Consider the following 19,076-nt stretch of genomic DNA (forward strand, 5'->3'; position numbering starts at 1 on the left):
TAAAACACTACCTAATGTTGAAGAGTTTGGTATTTCTTGATTCGCTACATCGTACCAATCATGATTATCCCCGTGTTTCTCAAGTCGATAAATCTAATGTAACATCCCAAATACGCCGCTTCGATATTTTTTCGATGTGGCGTTTTTTCACAAAACATACATATTCATTCACTTTACTTATACTATAATATGGTAAAATAATCATATAAAGAATATTTCCTGATAAAGGAGTGCTTGACAATGTCAAATATCGCGAAGAACATCCGTCAGTACCGAGAAGATCATAACCTCACTCAACAGGAACTGGCTTTAAAATTACGTATTGGCACCAAGAAAATTGAAATGTATGAATCGGGTGAGTCAGTCCCTGATACACAAACCATTTTGCGGCTTTCTACCGTTCTTGATATTCCAGCTTCAGAATTTTTAAAAGTTAGTCCAACAGTGAATGCCGCTGGTGTTGACGAGGAAATCGAAAAGCTAATTGAGGAGATCGGAACCGAAAAGGCAATACTTATCCTAAGAACAGCTAAAGATTTTAGTGAAGAGCAAATTCTGAATGTTATGAATAAATTATATAACACACAAACTTAATTAAAAAAAATGCTGGTTGCACATGTATTTTTTTCCAAATTACCGGATATACTAGGATTAACACTTTCTATGTTAATCCATTAGATTAACTCTTTTTTCTAATTCCCCCTATGGAAAAGGGATCCGTCGTAAGTAACGACAGGATCCCTTTTTTTTTTGCTTTTATTCAACAATGATTCTTCATGAAACGTTCCATTCTTTTCAGTGCTTCTTGAAGATGCTCCATGGAAGAAGCGTAAGAACAACGGATATGCCCTTCACCGCTTTCCCCAAATACATCTCCCGGCACAACAGCAACTAGTTCTTCCTTCAGAAGTCTTTCTGCAAATTCCATCGAAGTCATCCCTGTTTTTTCGATAGATGGAAAAGCATAAAAGGCACCCCCTGGTTTATGGCAGTCCAGACCGATGTCATTGAACGATTTCACTATATAATTCCTTCTTCTTCGATAACTCCTTCGCATCTCTTCCACATCTTTCATCCCGTGCTTTAATGCTTCCAATGCTGCATGCTGCGCCATAGTTGGGGCACACATCATCGCATATTGGTGAAGCTTCAGCATTGCTTCAGAAATTTCTTTAGGCGCACATACAAATCCTAGACGCCATCCAGTCATCGCAAAACCTTTAGAAAATCCATTGATTACGATTGTACGTTCCATCATGCCATCAATAGCTGCAAAAGAAGTGAATACTTCATCATATGCAAGCTCCGCATAGATTTCATCGGAAATAACTAGCAAATCATGTTTTTTAACGATATCAGCAAGCATCACTAATTCTGCCTGCTCAAGTTGAGTACCTGTAGGGTTATTCGGCGAACAGATTAAAACGGCCTTCGTTTTAGGAGTAATCGCCGCTTCAAGTTGTTCGGGTGTTAACTTAAAGTCATCATCCTTAGAGGTTTGAACCGTGACTGGAATCCCCCCTGCCATGGTCACTAGGGGTGCATAGGCGACAAAACAAGGTTCGACGACGATAACTTCTTCACCTGGATTCAAAATAGTTCTCAGCGTAATATCGAGTGCCTGGCTTGCTCCAACCGTTACAATAATTTGATCCTCAGGTCTATACGAAACATGGAACTGCTTCTCCATATATTTGCTGATCTCTGACCTTAATTCAAATAATCCGGCATTAGCTGTATATGAGGTATATCCTTCCTCCAATGAGTTGATAGCTGCTTCCCTTACTGCCCATGATGTAACGAAATCTGGTTCACCTACACCAAGTGAGACGACACCCTCCAAATTGGCAGCCAAGTCGAAGAAGCGGCGAATTCCTGATGGCTTTAGCTCTGCAATCGTCCTTGAAACATAACTCGTTTTAATCATGGTGACACCACTATCCGCTTATCTTCTTCAGTTTGATCAAATATAGTGCCGTCATGCTTGTATTTTTTCATAATAAAGTGAGTCGTAGTAGATATAACAGAATCAAGTGTCGAAAGTTTTTCTGATACAAAGCTTGCCACTTCATTCATCGAACGTCCCTCAACGATGACGGAAAGATCATAGGCTCCAGACATTAAATAGACGGACTCTACTTCTTTAAACCGGTAAATTCGTTTTGCGACCTCATCGAAACCAACACCGCGTTTTGGTGTTACTTTTACATCAATCATCGCAGTGACACCATGGTATTCATCCACTTTTGCCCAGTTAATAACTGTTAAATAACGGACAATCACACGCATGTCTTCTAATTTCTTCAATGTTACTTCAATGTCCGCTTCTGATAACTCGGTCATTTTCGCCAAATCCTTCAGATCAATCCGGCTGTTATTTTCAATGATTCTCAAGACTTCCAATTCCTCTTCATTCAAGTGCATTGGAAAACCCCCCTTTTGGAATTCACTAATTTAGACGTGATGTTTGGCTGGCAGATAGTCTGATGAATTACCTTATTAGACTTTTATAGAATCAAGTACGACAATATAAATTAATAAGTCCTATTCTGTCAGGATAAACTTACACTATTATATCAAAATTGATTAAAAACCTGTTATAGTAATTGTCTTTTTTCATGGTTATTATTACAATTACTGTTATGCAACAGCGTTAAAGGACAGTATTTTTGGATTTTCAGGGAAAATCTGTGATTGAGACAATATCTCTTTATTTAGATGAGAAATAATAATAGAGAAGGGGCTTCATATGGAAGGTCACACAATTAAAGGCATCGAACAGGTGGGAAATATTGATATCTATTTTGAATATGATCAAATTAATGATTCCTTTCCGACCCTTGTATTACTGCATGGGTTTTTATCATCCAGCTTCAGCTTCCGTAAATTAGTACCTTATTTAATCCAAGATTTCAATGTGATCTCGATAGATCTTCCTCCATTCGGTCAAAGCGGGAAAGCTTATCGATATACATATTCTTTCCAGAATATCGCCAAATCCGTTGTCCAGTTTTTAGAAGGCAAAAACATCAGGCAATTTAGTATCATCGGGCACTCTATGGGTGGTCAGGTTTCCTTGCAACTCATTAAATCACATCCGGACCTGGTCGAACATGCCATTCTCCTTGCCGGTTCAGGCTATCAACCTAGCTATTCAGAAAAAATGAAGATGATTAGCTATCTGCCTTTCTTTTCGTTCGGAATAAAACGGTATCTACAAAAGTCGGGGATAGAAAAGAACTTGAAAAACGTTGTTCATAATCAAGCCATGATTGATGATGAAATGCGGCAAGGCTATCTAGAACCATTCATTAAGAAGCATGATATATTTCGTGCGCTAGGAAGGATGCTACGCGATAAGGAAGTCGATTTATTAGAGGAGGACCTTTATTCGATTCAAACGCCTTGTCTGCTTGTTTGGGGTCGGCATGATAAAGTAGTACCCCTGAAGATTGGTGAAAGGTTACATAAAGACCTTCCTAATTCAAAACTTGCCGTCTTAGAAAATTCAGGACATCTGCTTCCAGAGGAGAATCCCGAAGAAGTGTATCACTTAATTAAGGAATTTTTAAGGACGCCGACTATCCAAACATAAAAGAGGATGACCCTTATTTCGGGTCATCCTTCAATGTCTTTAGATCGAGCAGCTGGCATCATTCTTTATGATTAGCAGCTTCTTTGCAACATCCAGACATTTTTCCATCATAACGGGCGCATCAAATGCGAACTCATAAATAGATTTTATTTTTTTCGCCAGTTCCTGTGGGTTATCTATATCTCGGATTGCAACAACTGTATCCGCAATTTCCGGCTCATATAGTTCCCCGCCAATCTGAAAAGGGTCCCATTCTTGCAAAACGGCAACCAACGCTAAATTCATTTGCTGTGTATCCATGTAATCATCACCTGCTCAATATATTCAGAGAACATGATATCATAGTATCATAACAACACGCTTTTCGCGAAGACGACAAATTTTTAAATCGGTGGTGGATATTTTGAAAAAGTCAATTTTTGAAGAACACATTAACAGGGAAAATACAGGATCAGTAAAATGGGATAAAAACTCGCTTAAATCATTGTATGGAAGAGAAGATGTACTGCCCATGTGGGTTGCCGATATGGATTTCCCTTCTCCTGAGGGCATTCAAAAAGCGTTAATTGAACGCCTGAATCATCCGATTTTTGGTTATACCGTCCCTTCCGAAACGGTTTTCACCGAAATTCAAAGCTGGCTTAGAGACCAGCACTCTTGGCCCATCACAAAGGAATGGATCTCATTTAGCTCTGGCGTCGTTTCAGCCATCGGTACAACGATCCAAGCATTCACGAACCCGGGTGATAAAATATTGGTACAATCACCCGTCTATACACCATTTTTTGATATGGTCAAAAATAATGACCGGGAAGTGGTCAATAGTCCACTTATCATAGAAGACTATCGCTTTAAGATTGATTTTACGGATTTTGAAGACAAGCTTAAAAGTGGAGTGAAACTATTCCTGTTTTGCAGTCCACATAACCCCGGCGGACGCGTCTGGACAAAAGACGAACTCCTGAAGATTGGCGAGCTCTGTGTAAAATATGATGTAATCATAATCAGTGATGAGATTCACGCTGACTTATTCCATTCAACATCCAGACATTATCCCCTCGCCTCACTTTCAGAACAATTATCGGACATAACAGTTACGTTAATGGCACCAAGTAAAACATTCAATATAGCCGGCATACAGGCTTCATTCCTGATCACCAGTAATGAAAAACTGCAGAAGCAATTGCAAAAGGCTCAAACGAAACTGGCCTTTCATGGACTGAACATCCTAGCTTTAACAGCTATGGAAGCCGCGTATCGAGAGGGCTTACCCTGGCTGAAAGACATGATTGCTTACATCGAGGAGAATATAAAAGTGGCAGAGGAATTCATTGCTGTTGAAATTCCTGCACTGCATGTCATGCATCCGGATGCCTCTTACCTTTTATGGATTGACTGCCGTGATCTAGGATTGAACGACAAGGAAATTAAGGAACGACTGATCCATCAAGGGAAGCTCGCATTAGAGCCTGGTTCAAAATATGGCCAAGGTGGAGAAGGTTTCGTCCGGATGAATATTGGTTGTTCACGCAGTGTGCTGTTGGATGGGCTTAATCGATTAAAATTGGCTTTTTCATAAGAAATAACAAAGAACCAGGTTTGAAGCCTGGTTCTTTGCTTTTTTCTATTAGTCCTTCTCTTCTTCTACATATGGATCATGCTCATAACGAGGCAGATCCCCAATCGATGTTTGTATATTTTCTTCAATAAGTGTTTCCTTCAATTCTTGATACTGGGAGTTAGGATAGACCGTTATCTCCTTACCGTATATATCCACGCCAACAAAATTTTCATAATCTTCAACATACCCAATATTTTCTTCAGACTCGACATACATATCTTCATAATCGTTAGGAGGATAAGCAAAATCAGAAGGCGTTTCAGATGTTCCATAGCTAGCAACTTCCTGCCATGAATCCTCCGCATCGAATGCAACCGATTCGTCCCGCCCATCATAATCAAACCTTCCAAATGGAGGTCCCAACACTTCCTCTTCTACCGGCCGATTGTCAGAAGTTTCTTGAGATGGCGAATGCTCGACACAAAAGGTAGTCGTCGGGATAATGCTCAAACGGTCAAGAGGAATTTCTTTTGAACAAACTTCACATTTCCCATACTCTCCTGCATCAATTGCTTGAAGGGCTCGATTAATATCCCTAATTTCATCGCGGACATGCTCACCCAGCGCCAAATCTTTTTCACGCTCATATAATTCTGTTCCTTGATCACCAGGATGATTATCATAGCTCGATAACTCACCAGTCGAATCATCTTGACTTCTTCTTAAACCAAAGTCACCCGATTCATTTAATTGCTTTTCCAACTCCTGCTTTGTGTGCTGCAATTGCTGTTGAAAGCTATTTATTTGTTGATTAGATAGCATGTGCAACATCCTTTCATAATCGTTCTTCTCTCTAGTATTTCTATCTTTACTTCATTCCATAAAGGTACTTTTTACCTCAAGAATAAATCGGAAGAGAGAACAAAAACTAATAAAATTCAAAAAGATGGGCTTTTCATGTGTTTTTCCAAAGAGGATTAATTAACATGATCGTTCCGGACAATTCGGTGAGATGCAGATGATGATGCAATATTCGTATCAAAGCGTAAACTTTCGTGTAAGTCTAAACAATAGGGGATCGTGGGGGATTCTTAAATGTGACTTAAATAAAATAAGGCGGACACATCATTCTGTGTTCGCCTCTTTTTTAATTATTGATATATTTTTCAAAAACATAACCGAAATCTTTAATATGATACTTTTTCCGGCTGTCCATCAACCATTCAAAAGCAGCGGAATTAATATCCTTAAAACTCGCGGCCATTTGACTTCCTTCAGTCCGAACCTGGTTCAATGTGGAAGAAGCAAGGTTTACACTTTGTTGGGCATATTGAAGGGCATACTCATTTTCATGACAAATTTCCGATATTTTAACAAGTGATTTGAACAAGTCCTTTAATTCTTCGATGAATTTTTTATGAACATCAATGGAAAAAGTTTTTGCCCCAATCGAAAATTTAATTTCTACATCCAAATCCACGGTGCCTGCCGTTTCAAGGGTCACGTTGGAAATATTATGCTGGCTATAGCTATACCTTGTAAGTGTACGCTTTTTACTAATGGCACTTGTACCATCCAAATGGATAAACGCCTGATTCGTAAAACAGTATTCATCGGTTTTCGATTTAATCAGGAAATAAATTTTTTCCTCATCTTCGTGCATGATGTAATCATCTGCATCCACCTTGTCATAGTCGGCAGGCTTAATTACACTTCCAATATCACTGAGACCAAGTGCATCAGCCGCAATTTTCTTAAACAAATTCCATTCCTCCTCTATTCATACTCAGTTAAATTCTACCATATTATAAATATTTCTCTAGTATTATCTCATCTCGTACCGGAATTCCATCAAAGCTGTAAAATGGGATTTCAGGCTTGATTTTCCTTGATTCTTCGACTGCATTTTTCACAATTTCTGAAATGACATAGCCACGCTTTTGGAAAAACTTCAATGCCTGTAGATTATCATTGGTTGTAATCGCTTTAATAGTATGGCAATTTTTTTCTTTTGCAATATTTTCTATCACATAAAGCAACGATGAGCCTACACCTTGCTTCTCATGCTCACTATTCAAAGAAATGATCTGACATACCTGATTGGCCATTTTATATGTCCCTAATCCCGTGATTTTTTCATTCTCATCCATCACCCCAAATCCCTCAAGTTCTGCATAATGAAACAAGCCTCTAGAAAAAACGACTTGAGTCGTTTCCCAATGCTGCATGAAAAAACTCTTAACCGTATCTGCCGCAATCATTCTTTTAGCTACGATTTGCATAACAATTTACGCCCCCAAAAATTCTATCTATATCCTTATAGTATAAAATGCTTATGCTGATAAAGGAACAGTTTATTATGTATACAGGGACTTTACAACCTATTATCAAAATCGAATCCCATTCATAACGGGATAATTAATGTTCAAATTACCATAGAATATAATAAAAAACTGCAATCTCTCATGAATGAGCTCGCAGCTTTTTTAGGTTAAGAAAGAGAATCATCCTTTATACGTTGATTTCTTTTAGTGACTTCATCTTCAAATTGTTTTGTTTTCATTTCTTCTTTTTTTGAATATTTTATGATGGCTCGCATCGTAAAAACAGCTGCAATTAAAAAGATGAAACATGTTATACCTGCCGAGATATATTCAGTCTTGTCTTCTGGAAAGTAAAGAAACAAACCTAATAAAGTATGATTAAGAAAGTCCATCCGATACATCCTTCCTGATAGAAAATAACTTCTTTATGTCATTATAACAATTACCAGAACAATCCACTAGTGGGCCAAATCCACTAAAACTTAAAAAAACGAGAGGTATCAAACCCCTCGCTTCCCTTTGACGATTATTAAATGGTAATACCCTTGATGACTACGTCTACAGCTGGTTTATCTCCAGCCCCTGTCTCAACGTTAGCGATCATGTCGACAACATCCATTAAGTAAGGTGAAATAGAAGGATATTTTGAAGTGGTCTGAGGAAGGGTAGAAGGAAAAAGTTTTTTAGGGATACACCAATAATTGTGTATAAATCGTGAAAACCATTACTGTTAGAGAGTTAAAAATGTCTTGACTTATAAAATGTTATTTTGATATATTTAAAAACAGACCGGTTGGTATGGAGGGTGTATATTATGGGAATGGATACGAAATCGCGGATAATCGACATCGCGACAAGTCTTTTCCAGCAAAAAGGATATTTGGGAGTAGGATTAAACGAAATTTTAAAAGCATGTAACATTTCAAAAGGTTCGCTTTATCACCACTTTCCAAACGGAAAAGAAGAATTACTCATCGCTTGTCTTCATTCATTAAATGAAGCAATTACAACGCATATGGAAGAAATTTTTCAAAATTATCCATCTACTCAAGCAGCTACACAAGCGATGATTGAGGAATTGATTGTTCAATATGATCGAGATGGGATGATTACTGGTTATACATTTAGCAGCATCGTTAGCGAAATGGGATCACTAAGTGAACCAGTCAGAAATGCCTGTGATCAATCTTTCACAAATATACAAGAGATTTATTCGAACAAGTTAGTAGCAGATGGTTTTTCGAAAGAAACAACTGATTCAATTTCTCTAATGATGACAGCTTCTATTGAAGGTGGTATTATGCTTTGTTTAACCAAAAAAACAAGCGATCCACTAAAGATGATTTCACAGGTATTACCAAATTTATTAAATTCGTATTAATAAGTGTTGGCTCTTTTTTAGTAGCTGACTTGTTGGACTTTTTAGTGAATCCGTATTAAATATTGCCTTAGCATTTGTGATGTAAATGCTTTTAAAGCACTAAATCATGTAACGATACTATCTGAAATACTTTTCTTGAAAGGAAGAAAAACATGAAACTAGAAACAAGATTGCCAAGAAACGGTAAAGAAGGAGCGTTGTACGGCGGTATCATTTGTACGCTGACTGCTTTGTTGATGACGACACTAAGTATCATTCTAATTTCAGAAAAATTAGATGGGAATGTTGTATTACTGATACTTAAAACGTTACCGATTATGTGGATTATTGCGATGATTATGGAACCGGTAATCGTAGGTCCTATTGCAGAAAAATTAGTTGGGAAATTTACAGAACCAGCAGATAGCTTTAATTCAAAGATTTTATTTAGGATCTTATTCACTGTATTGGGAATGTCAGCGTGTATGACGCTTATTGGGGATATCGTAGGAAACGGTATTAGTTCAGAAATATTCAGTAGATTTTTAACGAATTGGCCAAGAAATTTCTTAATCGTACTTATAGCTGAGAGTTTAGTGATTCAACCAATTGCAAGATTTGCGATGGTAAAATTACATGCTTATCAAGATAAAAAAAATTATGCATCGATGATGACAAAATAACATTGTTAAATGAAAGAAAGATTGGAACGCTAGTAAAAACGAGAGGCATCAAGCCCCTCGTTTGATTTTGACGATTATAAAATGGTAATACCCTTAATGACTACGTCAACAGCTGGTTTGTCTCCGGCAACTGTCTCTACGTTAGCAATCGTATCAACAACATCCATGCCTTCGATAACTTGTCCAAAGACAGAGTGTTTATGGTCAAGCCATGGTGTGCCGCCTTGTTCCATATAAGCGTTAATGATTTCTTCCGGATAACCGGCTTGCTTCATTTGTTCACCCATTCTGCTGTCTACGTGCTGTGCTTGAACAACGAAGAATTGGCTGCCATTTGTTCCTGGGCCTGCATTCGCCATTGAAAGAGCTCCTCGCAGATTGAATAATTGCATAGAGAACTCGTCTTCAAATGGAGCGCCCCAAATACTTTCACCACCCATTCCAGTTCCTGTAGGATCTCCGCCTTGAAGCATGAAATCTTTGATGACACGATGGAATATAATCCCTTCATAGTAACCGTTTTCAGCATGTGTTAAGAAGTTTTCTACTGTTTTTGGAGCCAGTTCGGGAAACAGTTTAATTTTAATATCGCCTTGCGTTGTTTGCATAATGACCGCTTTTTCATTTTCCAATACTTCGTTTGTTAATTGTGGAAAGTTTGTCATAGTTCATAACCTCTTTCTTTTTTAAATAAAATGGCTTACATCTCCATTTTCAACCTTCATTTGTACACTTTACACGATTTTTATAAAAAAAGCATCTTTGCGAAATTAAACAAATTCGCTGTGAAAAATCGTTGTTCTTATGTATCATGAAGGAAGCTAAAAGAAAGGTGGATGAAAAATGTCCGAACAGGAATTTAACATTGGCGACAAGGTTACTGCCATATATAAAACAGGGAAATACATCGGCGAAATCAATGATATCAGGCCTACTTCATATCTTGTAAAAGTGTTGGCAGTTGTGAAGCATCCAATGCAGGGAGATCTTCATAACCCGAAGCAAACAGAAGTTTCCATGTTTCATCAACGTCGTGCACTTGCATTCCGCGAGAGAACCAATGTACCGAAGAATATGGTCAGGGTCTTTGAAGAGGAAATTCCTGAGTATAAGGAATCATTAAGAGAAGCTGTTGAGAATATGGCACGAACTTTAAGCGAAGTCCACACAGAATGGAATAATAAAAGCTTACAGTTGCTTGAAGAGTTAGCAGCGGATTATTTCAAATAAAGCATGATAAAAGCCAAATCAGTAGTAATTGATTTGGCTTTTATAACGCTAAATGATTCAATACCTTCGATAAATCAATGCGATCGCCAATTGTCGTCGGTTCATGATTTTGCATATAACTCTTATCTTTCTCGACTAACTTAAAGATGTTATAGGTCGTAATCGCATCATCAAGGGCTCTGTGGTGCTTGCCTGTCCCTTCTTTTCCATAGGCCTGTACAGCCTTCCATAATCCGGTTTGATTTTGATCTCCGAAAAAGCGTTTGTATTCCAAGCAAAGATCCACTTGTTTCCCGGAAAAAGGAAACTTCAATCCTGATTTCTGACAGTTCTGCCGTAGTACCTTCATGTCCATATTTCCCCAAGTCACAATTGTCGATGGAGCTTGCTCATCTATTTCCTTCAATAAAGAAACCAACTCTTCAAATGAAATCCCCCGGTCCACCTGATTTTGGGTGATATTCAAGAATTTCTTACATCTTCCCGTTAAGACTGGAAATTTCAACGGGTTAACAAAGGAAGAGAACTGTTCTTGGATTGTCTCATTTATAACTGAGACTAAACCGACCTCAATAATTTCCGGATAAAACCCTACTGGATTCGCTTTTCCTTCAGGCATCGTAAATTCAAAATCAATGAATATATATTGCTGTTGTTCCTCCATTTTAATGACCCCCTTCTTATTCCTGACATCTTCATATCAACCAAAATTTGGTTTTCAATATTCTCATGAGAATATTATAACAGAAGATTTAGAAAAATTTTTATTGGATTTTACTACCCTAGATATTCAGTGTCATTGCGACTGACGATTCCCAATTTCTTTTAAAACTCTTTATTGTCTTCCTTAATTGGATTATGATGGATTCATAAATCGAAAGTACCATCCTTTATTCCCTATACTTTTCCAGAAACATACTAAAAATATATTAGTTAGGAAGTTGAACTATGCGCACGTATCTTGGTTATATCACGATTTTCTTCTTGTTTCCTGTTTTATCCATTTTTATTTTTCTTTCCTATTAAGAGTGGTCTAAAACCCAATCTCCCAATCATGTTCTCGACGAGAGAATTCCCATTGAAACTATCGAACTGGCTCGGACAAGTTATATGACGGCCGCAAATGGGAAAGTAATAAGTGACATTTCCAATGGTGAAAAACGAACTTACCTGAAACTTGAAGAAATACCTTTGTTCCTAGAAGACTTGTTCATTGTTACAGAAGATCAAAATTTTTATGAACATGCAGGTGTTGACATAACCGGTATCAGCAGGGCGCTTTTAGTCAATTCACAAAACAATGATTTAGAACAAGGCGGCAGTACCATCACCCAGCAACTAGCCCGAAATGTTTATCTTACCCATGACAGAACGTATAATCGAAAGCTTAGTGAACTCTTTTATGCCTATCAGTTAGAACGAAAAAAATCGAAATCAGAAATCATTGAGTTATATATCAACGCTATTTATTTCCATAATGGAGCTTACGGAATTGAAGCTGCTTCTCAGTTTTATTTCAGTAAACCAACTGCGGAGTTATCAAAATCAGAATTGTCATTCCTAGCAGCGATTCCTAATAATCCCGAACTCTATAACCCTCTTAAACATTTTGATAAAACGAAAAAGCGTCAGGAACGGATTCTAAAGCAAATGGTCGCAGAAGGTAAATTAAAACAGAACGAGTATGAAAAGCTTGTCAAAGAAACAATTAAATTAGACTTGTCCACCACGATCGACTTATATCCCGATTATGTGACATATGTTCATCAAGAATTGAAAAACCTGGTAGCATCCTCTGAAGGTCTCACAAAGTCTTTGCAAAGTTCTGATGAAGCTGCACGTCAGCAGGCGGAAGTCGAGCTGAATAAAAGGGTCGAAAAGCTTTTGAATTCCGGTGTAACCATCCATACCGCACTAGATACTAAGTTACAAACCCAGTCTAAGACTGCTGTGCAATCAAAAATCGGCGTCAATGATATCGAGGGAGCTATAGTGGTTATACAGCATCATACGCACGAGCTTGTCTCTTTGATTGGGGGAAAAGATTATAAAAAAAATTCTTTCAATCGAGCTTACCAAAGCTATAGGCAACCAGGATCAGCCATTAAACCACTTCTTGATTATGCACCCTATATCGATGAAACAAATGCGGATATTACTCAACTTGTAAGTGGAGCCAGCTATTTCCCGAAAAATTACAGCTGTGGCAGCTATGGAATGGTCACTTTAAAAATTGTGGTTTTAAAATAAAGTTTGATCAAAATGGATTCTTTTCCAGCAGATTTATGTTTGGCATTTATAAAAAAGTTTGATCATTTGTAAATATGTTCTTCCACAATCGCTCCCTTTAGTTGAAGAAAGTTTAAAGAATTACGCCTGAAACATCCCCTTTCAATACTTCTTTTTTATTCTGATTTTCACATAAAAAAATTGCAATAAAAGCTGTTCTATTATTTTCTTGCCTTTCGTATTTTTCAATTTTAACTTTACAAATTATTGTATCTCCCGTAAAAACAGGTCTTAAAAACTCAAAATTCGTACTGCGAGCCAGTACATTATTATCTCCAGCTATTTTTGTTGGCAGAGTCGCCGTTAATAACCCTTGAATTACAAGTCTTCCTTGTTCATCTGGGGTTATATGATGAATCCCCTCATCACCTGAAATCTCAGTAAATAATTCAACATCCCTTACTGTAAAAGTTCGTTCAAACGTAATTATATCTCCTGCTTTTAATGACATTTTAATCTCCCCCTGAATGTTTTATACTGTCTGGTTAAGAACAATGTGAATATTACATCAACACCAGACCTTTCAAGGCAATATATTCCATACAAATTCAAGAAACCCTTGTTCCACTAACTTGCTTCTATAGTTTAAGTACATTCCTTTACAATCTCCATCTAGGAAGGACAAACCAAAGAAGATATGGAACAGGGACACGGTGAGCAAGATGCGGCAGCTCCTCCATGAAGTAACCGTAAACGGGACGGCGCGTAAAGCATACTTTCCAACGGATTATATCGGTGGAAAAACCGGAACGACCAATGACGTTAAAGACATTTGGTTTGTCGGACTGACTGCAAACTACACAACAGGGGTTTGGATTGGAAAAGACACGCCATCCAATCTTCAATCAATTTATTCACGTACTCGCATGTGTTGATTTGGAAAGATATCAACCAAACACCAGAATAAAAAAACATTTTTCATTAAAAGAAGGTGCCCTCATTAGCCACCTTCTTTTTCTTACTGTATTGGCAAACTTGCAATAACGCTGATAAATCGCAAAGGAAAGGCTAAATAACAGTATTGCAATGACTGGGAAATAACTAAGTAAATAGTGTTTTTCATTTTTTATCCATCTATGTATCTTTTATCCTATTATTATGCAAGATATTATTCAATTCGACAATGTATGGCATTTATTATTCCTTTAAAATTTCTTAAAAAATAAATTTTTTTAGGTCTATATTCTCTCCTTTTCTACCTATATATAAATCTTTATTTCGGCATGCCACCCCTGCTCCTAAAGCCATGCAAACCCTGAAAAATTACGTTATACTTTTAAGCAAGACAAACATTTATTAATAAAAAACACATTCAACGAAGATATCCTAACGTCTAGGATTGCTGAAAAAATGCATAATAAGACGAATAACTTCGTTTAAAAGGGGGGGAGTTTATGTCTTTGCTTCATTGGGCGGTATTATCACCGTTTCTATTAGCAATTATAGTACCGTTCTTATACAAACTATTTCGACAAATACATACAGGATGGTTTGTATTAATTTTACCTGTTCTACTTTTCACCTATTTTTCACGGTTCATTTCATTGACCAAACAAGGAGAAGTAATTACGGAAAGAGCTACATGGATTCCTTCTCTCGGAATTCATGTTGATTTCTATCTAGATGGACTTGGACTTTTATTTGCACTGCTCATTACAGGAATTGGTTCACTCGTAATTTTGTATTCGATTTTTTATTTATCAAAAGTGAAAGAAAAGCTGAATCAGTTTTACGTCTTCCTCCTGCTTTTCATGGGTGCGATGCTTGGCGTTGTACTTTCTGATAACTTAATCGTCCTTTATTCCTTTTGGGAATTTACGAGTTTATCATCCTTTTTATTGATTGGATATTGGAACGAAAGGGAGCGCTCACGTTATGGAGCACAAAAATCCCTGCTTATCACCGTGTTCGGGGGCTTAAGCCTGCTTGGAGGAATCATCCTCCTTTCCATTATGGGGAACACATTCAGCATACGTGAATTGATTTCACAAAGCGGAGAGTTGATGGACCACCCGCTCTTCACTCCCGCACTTCTGCTCGTGTTACTTGGTGCCTTCACTAAATCCGCACAGTTTCCATTCCATATCTGGCTTCCTGATGCGATGGAAGCTCCGACACCGGTCAGTGCTTACCTTCATTCCGCCACAATGGTCAAAGCGGGAATTTATCTGGTTGCCCGTTTAAGCCCAGTTTTCGCAGAATCTGGCGTTTGGTTCTGGTGCGTTTCAATTGCCGGCTTGATTACCCTATTCTGGGGTTCGTTCTCTGCAGTCAAGCAAACCGATTTAAAGGGGATTCTGGCATTCTCCACCATCAGTCAGCTTGGCTTGATCATGTCTCTATTGGGACTTGGAGCAGCCGCACTCCACTATGACACATTGGGTGAAAATATATACTTGGCAGCCACGGTGGCAGCTGTTTTCCACTTAATCAATCATGCGACCTTTAAAGGCAGTCTATTCATGGTTGCTGGTATTATTGATCACGAAACTGGCACCCGGGATATCCGGAAGCTCGGCGGATTGATGCAGCTGATGCCAATCACCTTTACCGTGGCCGTCATCGGTGCTTTTTCAATGGCAGGTCTTCCACCCTTTAATGGTTTCTTAAGTAAAGAAATGTTCTTGGCCAGTATGGTGAATGTATTAGAACTAGATATTTTCAATATGGAGACATGGGGGGTATTGTTCCCCGTTCTAGCTTGGGTTGCCAGCGTGTTCACATTTATTTACAGCATGATTGTCGTTCTCAAGCCCTTTACTGGCAAGCTTCAGCTCCATCTATTAGAAAAGAAGCCGCACGAGGCACCAATCGGCATGTTAATTTCTCCGATTATCCTTGCTACCTTGGTCATTGTTTTTGGAATTTTTCCAAATCTGCTGTCTTCGTCAATTATTAAACCGGCGGTAGCCAGCATACAGCCAAACTTAGTAGATTCAGATTTCCAAGTTCATATCGCTTTCTGGCATGGATTCTCACCAGAATTATGGATGACAATTGGCATCATTGTAATAGGGATAATTTTATACAAAACGTTTCCGAAATGGAAAAGGATTTATCAGTGGTTGCCTGAACGTTTTTCCTTGAACGCTCTGTATGATAATGGGCTAAATGCGCTCGAGCGCTCCGCTTCCTCTGTCATGAAATTTCTAATGACAGGCTCTATTCGGACCTATTTATTATCGATTTTCCTTTTCTTTATTCTATCATTGGGCTTTGCCCTCTATTGGAAGAATGCATTTAAATTAGATACAGGGAATTTTGCCCCGATTGGTTTATATGAATTGGTTTTAGCGGCGATTATCGTGATTGGCTCCATTGCCATTCTGTTTGCAAAATCCCGTTTAACATCCATTATCATCTTAGGAGCTGTCGGTTATACGATTTCACTATTTTTCGTCTTGTTCCGGGCACCGGATTTAGCATTAACACAACTAGTCATCGAAACGATTTCAGTCGCGCTGTTTTTGCTCTGTTTCTTTCACTTACCATTACTGGCAAGCAGAAAGGAAGAGCGGATGACCTTCAGGTTGAATAACGCTTTGATTTCTATTGGCGTAGGCGTCGTCGTCACAATGATTGCCTTATCAGCTCATAGCAATAAACTATTTGATTCTATATCAAGTTATTACCTTGAAAATGCTTACAAGGAAGCAGGCGGGAAAAACGTAGTAAATGTCATTCTAGTTGACTTCCGCGGACTTGATACGATGTTCGAAATCAGTGTTCTTTCTATTGCTGCGCTCGGGATTTTCGCGATGATTAAGTTGCGGCTGACGGGGAGGAAGAATTCATGAAACAAAATGACCTGATTCTTCAAACGGTGACGAAGGTAGCCGCCTTTGTTATTTTACTTTTTTCGGTAGCCATCTTTTTAGGCGGCCATTATTCGCCAGGGGGCGGGTTTGTCGGAGGTTTGATGACTTCAGCAGCAATTGTCCTGCTTCTGCTCGCTTATGACATTAAAACCGTCACCAAGATCTTGCCGATTGACTATAAATTAATGATTGGTTCAGGCTTGTTCATCTCAAGCCTGACTGTTGCTGGTGGGTTAGTGTTCGGGGTTCCGCTTATGACCCATGCGTACCGATATATCGACCTACCTATTCTTGGTCACATCTCGCTTCATACGGCAGTACTTTTTGATTTAGGTGTTTATCTTGTGGTTGTTGGTGTAACGATGACCATTATTCAAACGATTGGGGAGAGTGAATAATGGAACTTTTAATGGCCATTGTCATTGGAATTTTATTTATGAGTGCGACCTATTTAATGCTTTCAAAAAGCATTTTACGAATCATAATAGGAACTGGTTTGCTCAGTCACGGTGCCCATCTTTTAATTTTGACGATGGGCGGTTTAAAAGGTGGCTCGGTTCCATTGCTTAGCGATAAAGTGGCATCCTATGTTGACCCGCTTCCGCAAGCACTTATCTTAACTGCGATTGTCATCAGTTTCGGTGTCACCTCATTTTTACTGGTGCTTGCTTACCGAACCTATCAGGAGCTTGGAACTGATGATATGGAAGAAATGAGAGGTACGGAAGCAAATGAATAATCTAACTTTTATGCCTGTTTTATGGCCGCTTTTTACAGGCATTATCCTCATCTTCTTTGCAAAAAAAATCAAGCTCCAACGAGGGATTTCTCTATTTTCCTCCCTAATTGGAATCGTAATATCCCTTTATTTAGTCCTTTCCGTTCATAATCAAGGGATTTTGACACTCGGTGTCGGTAGCTGGGATGCTCCATTTGGGATTGTGATTGTCGCTGACATGCTTTCCTCGCTGCTAGTTCTAACCACGAATATCATTGGATTAGCTATATTGATTTATTCGGTTTACTCTATTGGTAAAGAACGTGAAACACACTATTATTATCCTGTATTTCAATTTTTACTGATTGGTGTTAACGGAGCATTCCTCACGGGAGATCTATTTAATTTATTCGTCTTCTTTGAAGTCATGCTGATGGCTTCTTACGTCCTTCTCGTTCTTGGAGGAACGAAAATCCAGCTTAGAGAATCATTGAAGTATATTATCGTCAATGTACTATCATCTGCCTTTTTCGTCATCATGGTCGCATACCTGTATTCAGTTCTCGGCACCTTGAACATGGCACACCTCAGCCAGCGGATATCAGAGGTTAACCAGCCTGGGATCATCTCGGTGATTGCCATTGGTTTCTTAATCGTATTCGGTTTGAAGGGAGCTATTTTCCCGTTATTCCAATGGCTCCCTGGGTCCTATTATGCCCCACCTATCCCAGTGATGGCTCTATTTGGAGCGTTGCTGACCAAGGTCGGGATTTACGCTATTTTCAGGACCTATACACTGATGTTTTATCATGACCAAAATTTCACCCATACTTTTTTAGCGATACTTGGTATCTTAACCATCATCATCGGTGTCATTGGTGCGATCGCCTATTGGGATGTTAAAAAAATTATCATTTACAATATCATCATTGCAGTTGGGGTTATCATTTTCGGAATCTCCTTGATGAATGAACAGGCCTTATCTGGTTCCATTCTTTACATCATTCATGACATGCTGATTAAGGCAGCACTCTTTCTGTTGGTTGGTATCATGATTAAAATCAGCGGATCAGATAATTTACGGAATATGGGTGGACTGATCAAGCAATACCCTGCCCTTGCCTGGACCTTTTTTATTGCAGCCATATCATTGGCAGGGATTCCTCCCTTCAGCGGATTCGCTGGCAAGCTGCTGATTCTTCAGGGAGCTGCAGAAAAAGAGGCCTACTTTGGAATGGCTGCAGTCTTAATATCAAGCTTAATGGTTTTATACTCGGTGATGAAGATTTTCATAAATGGCTTCTGGGGTACTCCAAAAACAGATTATACCCTAGCTGAAAATACGGTTAATAAGATGCTTGTTCCTGCTGTTCTCCTTGTTGTCCTTTCCGTTTTATACGGAGTTGGAACAGAATCAATTTATCCTTTTATTTCACAAGCTGTTGACACATTAATGAATCCCGATATTTATATCGATGCGGTTTTAAAGGAGTAGTGC

22 protein-coding genes are annotated in these 19,076 nt (G+C 38.5%); 12 read left to right on the forward strand and 10 right to left on the reverse strand.

Features of this window, described 5'->3' with window-relative positions:
- Positions 1 to 240 precede the first annotated feature (240 nt).
- Entirely contained in the window at positions 241 to 594 is a 354-nt protein-coding gene (locus NST21_RS25450; RefSeq protein ID WP_053348755.1) for a helix-turn-helix domain-containing protein, read from the forward strand.
- Between the two features lie 166 nt (positions 595 to 760).
- Here NST21_RS25450 and NST21_RS25455 read toward each other — a convergent pair whose 3' ends face one another.
- Together NST21_RS25455 and NST21_RS25460 are read right to left on the reverse strand one after the other, a co-directional pair.
- Positions 761 to 1,927, reverse strand: a complete 1,167-nt coding sequence (locus NST21_RS25455) for an aminotransferase (RefSeq protein ID WP_340892014.1) — start codon at positions 1,925 to 1,927, stop codon at positions 761 to 763.
- Positions 1,924 to 2,424, reverse strand: coding sequence for an Lrp/AsnC family transcriptional regulator (locus NST21_RS25460; RefSeq protein ID WP_053348753.1), 501 nt, complete (start codon positions 2,422 to 2,424; stop codon positions 1,924 to 1,926). The genes NST21_RS25455 and NST21_RS25460 overlap by 4 nt, the downstream gene beginning before the upstream one ends.
- A 325-nt stretch (positions 2,425 to 2,749) precedes the next feature.
- Between NST21_RS25460 and NST21_RS25465 the strand changes: the two genes are divergently transcribed.
- Positions 2,750 to 3,595 (forward strand): alpha/beta fold hydrolase, encoded by an 846-nt coding sequence (locus NST21_RS25465; protein ID WP_340892016.1) that lies wholly within the window; start codon positions 2,750 to 2,752, stop codon positions 3,593 to 3,595.
- Between the two features lie 39 nt (positions 3,596 to 3,634).
- On the opposite strand, the gene NST21_RS25470 is transcribed toward NST21_RS25465, so the two are convergent.
- Positions 3,635 to 3,895 carry a DUF1871 family protein gene (locus NST21_RS25470; RefSeq protein WP_328115925.1) on the reverse strand — a complete coding sequence of 87 codons (261 nt, stop codon included), beginning with the start codon at positions 3,893 to 3,895 and terminating at the stop codon, positions 3,635 to 3,637.
- Positions 3,896 to 3,989: 94 nt separating this feature from the next.
- Between NST21_RS25470 and NST21_RS25475 the strand changes: the two genes are divergently transcribed.
- Positions 3,990 to 5,174 carry a MalY/PatB family protein gene (locus tag NST21_RS25475; protein WP_340892018.1) on the forward strand — a complete coding sequence of 395 codons (1,185 nt, stop codon included), beginning with the start codon at positions 3,990 to 3,992 and terminating at the stop codon, positions 5,172 to 5,174.
- Between the two features lie 48 nt (positions 5,175 to 5,222).
- Here the strand turns inward: NST21_RS25475 and NST21_RS25480 are convergent, their stop codons facing one another.
- From NST21_RS25480 to NST21_RS25495, 4 genes are all read right to left on the reverse strand, one after another.
- Complete coding sequence (locus NST21_RS25480) at positions 5,223 to 5,978, reverse strand: TraR/DksA C4-type zinc finger protein (RefSeq protein ID WP_340892019.1); 756 nt, start codon at positions 5,976 to 5,978, stop codon at positions 5,223 to 5,225.
- A gap of 325 nt (positions 5,979 to 6,303) precedes the next feature.
- Positions 6,304 to 6,918, reverse strand: a complete 615-nt coding sequence (locus tag NST21_RS25485) for a PH domain-containing protein (RefSeq protein ID WP_056525692.1) — start codon at positions 6,916 to 6,918, stop codon at positions 6,304 to 6,306.
- A 43-nt stretch (positions 6,919 to 6,961) separates the two neighbouring features.
- Entirely contained in the window at positions 6,962 to 7,438 is a 477-nt protein-coding gene (locus tag NST21_RS25490) for a GNAT family N-acetyltransferase (RefSeq protein ID WP_056525694.1), read from the reverse strand.
- 209 nt (positions 7,439 to 7,647) lie between these two features.
- Complete coding sequence (locus NST21_RS25495) at positions 7,648 to 7,872, reverse strand: hypothetical protein (RefSeq protein WP_053348746.1); 225 nt, start codon at positions 7,870 to 7,872, stop codon at positions 7,648 to 7,650.
- 422 nt (positions 7,873 to 8,294) lie between these two features.
- On the opposite strand from NST21_RS25495, the gene NST21_RS25500 reads away from it, so the two are divergent.
- Both NST21_RS25500 and NST21_RS25505 read left to right on the forward strand, forming a co-directional pair.
- Positions 8,295 to 8,861, forward strand: a complete 567-nt coding sequence (locus tag NST21_RS25500) for a TetR/AcrR family transcriptional regulator (protein ID WP_340892020.1) — start codon at positions 8,295 to 8,297, stop codon at positions 8,859 to 8,861.
- 152 nt (positions 8,862 to 9,013) lie between these two features.
- Complete coding sequence (locus tag NST21_RS25505) at positions 9,014 to 9,523, forward strand: DUF2798 domain-containing protein (RefSeq protein WP_340892021.1); 510 nt, start codon at positions 9,014 to 9,016, stop codon at positions 9,521 to 9,523.
- A gap of 74 nt (positions 9,524 to 9,597) precedes the next feature.
- On the opposite strand, the gene NST21_RS25510 is transcribed toward NST21_RS25505, so the two are convergent.
- A complete protein-coding gene (locus NST21_RS25510; protein ID WP_201187165.1) occupies positions 9,598 to 10,188 on the reverse strand; it encodes a peptidylprolyl isomerase in 591 nt (196 codons plus the stop codon).
- Positions 10,189 to 10,366: 178 nt separating this feature from the next.
- On the opposite strand from NST21_RS25510, the gene NST21_RS25515 reads away from it, so the two are divergent.
- Positions 10,367 to 10,753, forward strand: a complete 387-nt coding sequence (locus NST21_RS25515) for a kinase-associated lipoprotein B (protein WP_053348743.1) — start codon at positions 10,367 to 10,369, stop codon at positions 10,751 to 10,753.
- A gap of 40 nt (positions 10,754 to 10,793) precedes the next feature.
- On the opposite strand, the gene kapD is transcribed toward NST21_RS25515, so the two are convergent.
- The gene (gene kapD, locus NST21_RS25520) at positions 10,794 to 11,417 is read right to left on the reverse strand and encodes a 3'-5' exonuclease KapD (protein ID WP_340892023.1); all 624 of its coding nucleotides are present in this window, start codon (positions 11,415 to 11,417) and stop codon (positions 10,794 to 10,796) included.
- A gap of 446 nt (positions 11,418 to 11,863) precedes the next feature.
- Here kapD and NST21_RS25525 point away from each other — a divergent pair, with 446 nt between their 5' ends.
- Positions 11,864 to 13,003, forward strand: a complete 1,140-nt coding sequence (locus tag NST21_RS25525; RefSeq protein ID WP_340892025.1) for a transglycosylase domain-containing protein — start codon at positions 11,864 to 11,866, stop codon at positions 13,001 to 13,003.
- A gap of 112 nt (positions 13,004 to 13,115) precedes the next feature.
- Here the strand turns inward: NST21_RS25525 and NST21_RS25530 are convergent, their stop codons facing one another.
- A complete protein-coding gene (locus tag NST21_RS25530) occupies positions 13,116 to 13,493 on the reverse strand; it encodes an enoyl-CoA hydratase (protein WP_340892026.1) in 378 nt (125 codons plus the stop codon).
- A 202-nt stretch (positions 13,494 to 13,695) separates the two neighbouring features.
- Here NST21_RS25530 and NST21_RS25535 point away from each other — a divergent pair, with 202 nt between their 5' ends.
- The 5 genes from NST21_RS25535 to NST21_RS25555 all read left to right on the forward strand — a co-directional run bounded on the left by NST21_RS25535 (position 13,696) and on the right by NST21_RS25555 (position 19,073).
- On the forward strand, positions 13,696 to 13,917 hold the full coding sequence (locus NST21_RS25535) for a hypothetical protein (protein WP_152952404.1): 222 nt from the start codon (positions 13,696 to 13,698) through the stop codon (positions 13,915 to 13,917).
- Positions 13,918 to 14,436: 519 nt separating this feature from the next.
- The gene (locus NST21_RS25540) at positions 14,437 to 16,839 is read left to right on the forward strand and encodes a Na+/H+ antiporter subunit A (RefSeq protein WP_340892027.1); all 2,403 of its coding nucleotides are present in this window, start codon (positions 14,437 to 14,439) and stop codon (positions 16,837 to 16,839) included.
- The gene (locus NST21_RS25545) at positions 16,836 to 17,258 is read left to right on the forward strand and encodes a Na(+)/H(+) antiporter subunit B (protein ID WP_340892028.1); all 423 of its coding nucleotides are present in this window, start codon (positions 16,836 to 16,838) and stop codon (positions 17,256 to 17,258) included. The genes NST21_RS25540 and NST21_RS25545 overlap by 4 nt, the downstream gene beginning before the upstream one ends.
- Complete coding sequence (locus tag NST21_RS25550; RefSeq protein ID WP_056525719.1) at positions 17,258 to 17,599, forward strand: Na(+)/H(+) antiporter subunit C; 342 nt, start codon at positions 17,258 to 17,260, stop codon at positions 17,597 to 17,599. The genes NST21_RS25545 and NST21_RS25550 overlap by 1 nt, the downstream gene beginning before the upstream one ends.
- Positions 17,592 to 19,073, forward strand: a complete 1,482-nt coding sequence (locus NST21_RS25555) for a Na+/H+ antiporter subunit D (RefSeq protein ID WP_340892029.1) — start codon at positions 17,592 to 17,594, stop codon at positions 19,071 to 19,073. The genes NST21_RS25550 and NST21_RS25555 overlap by 8 nt, the downstream gene beginning before the upstream one ends.
- The last annotated feature ends 3 nt before the right edge of the window (positions 19,074 to 19,076 follow it).

The organism is Peribacillus sp. FSL K6-1552, assembly GCF_038005205.1.
Taxonomy (GTDB): Bacteria; Bacillota; Bacilli; order Bacillales; family DSM-1321; genus Peribacillus; species Peribacillus butanolivorans.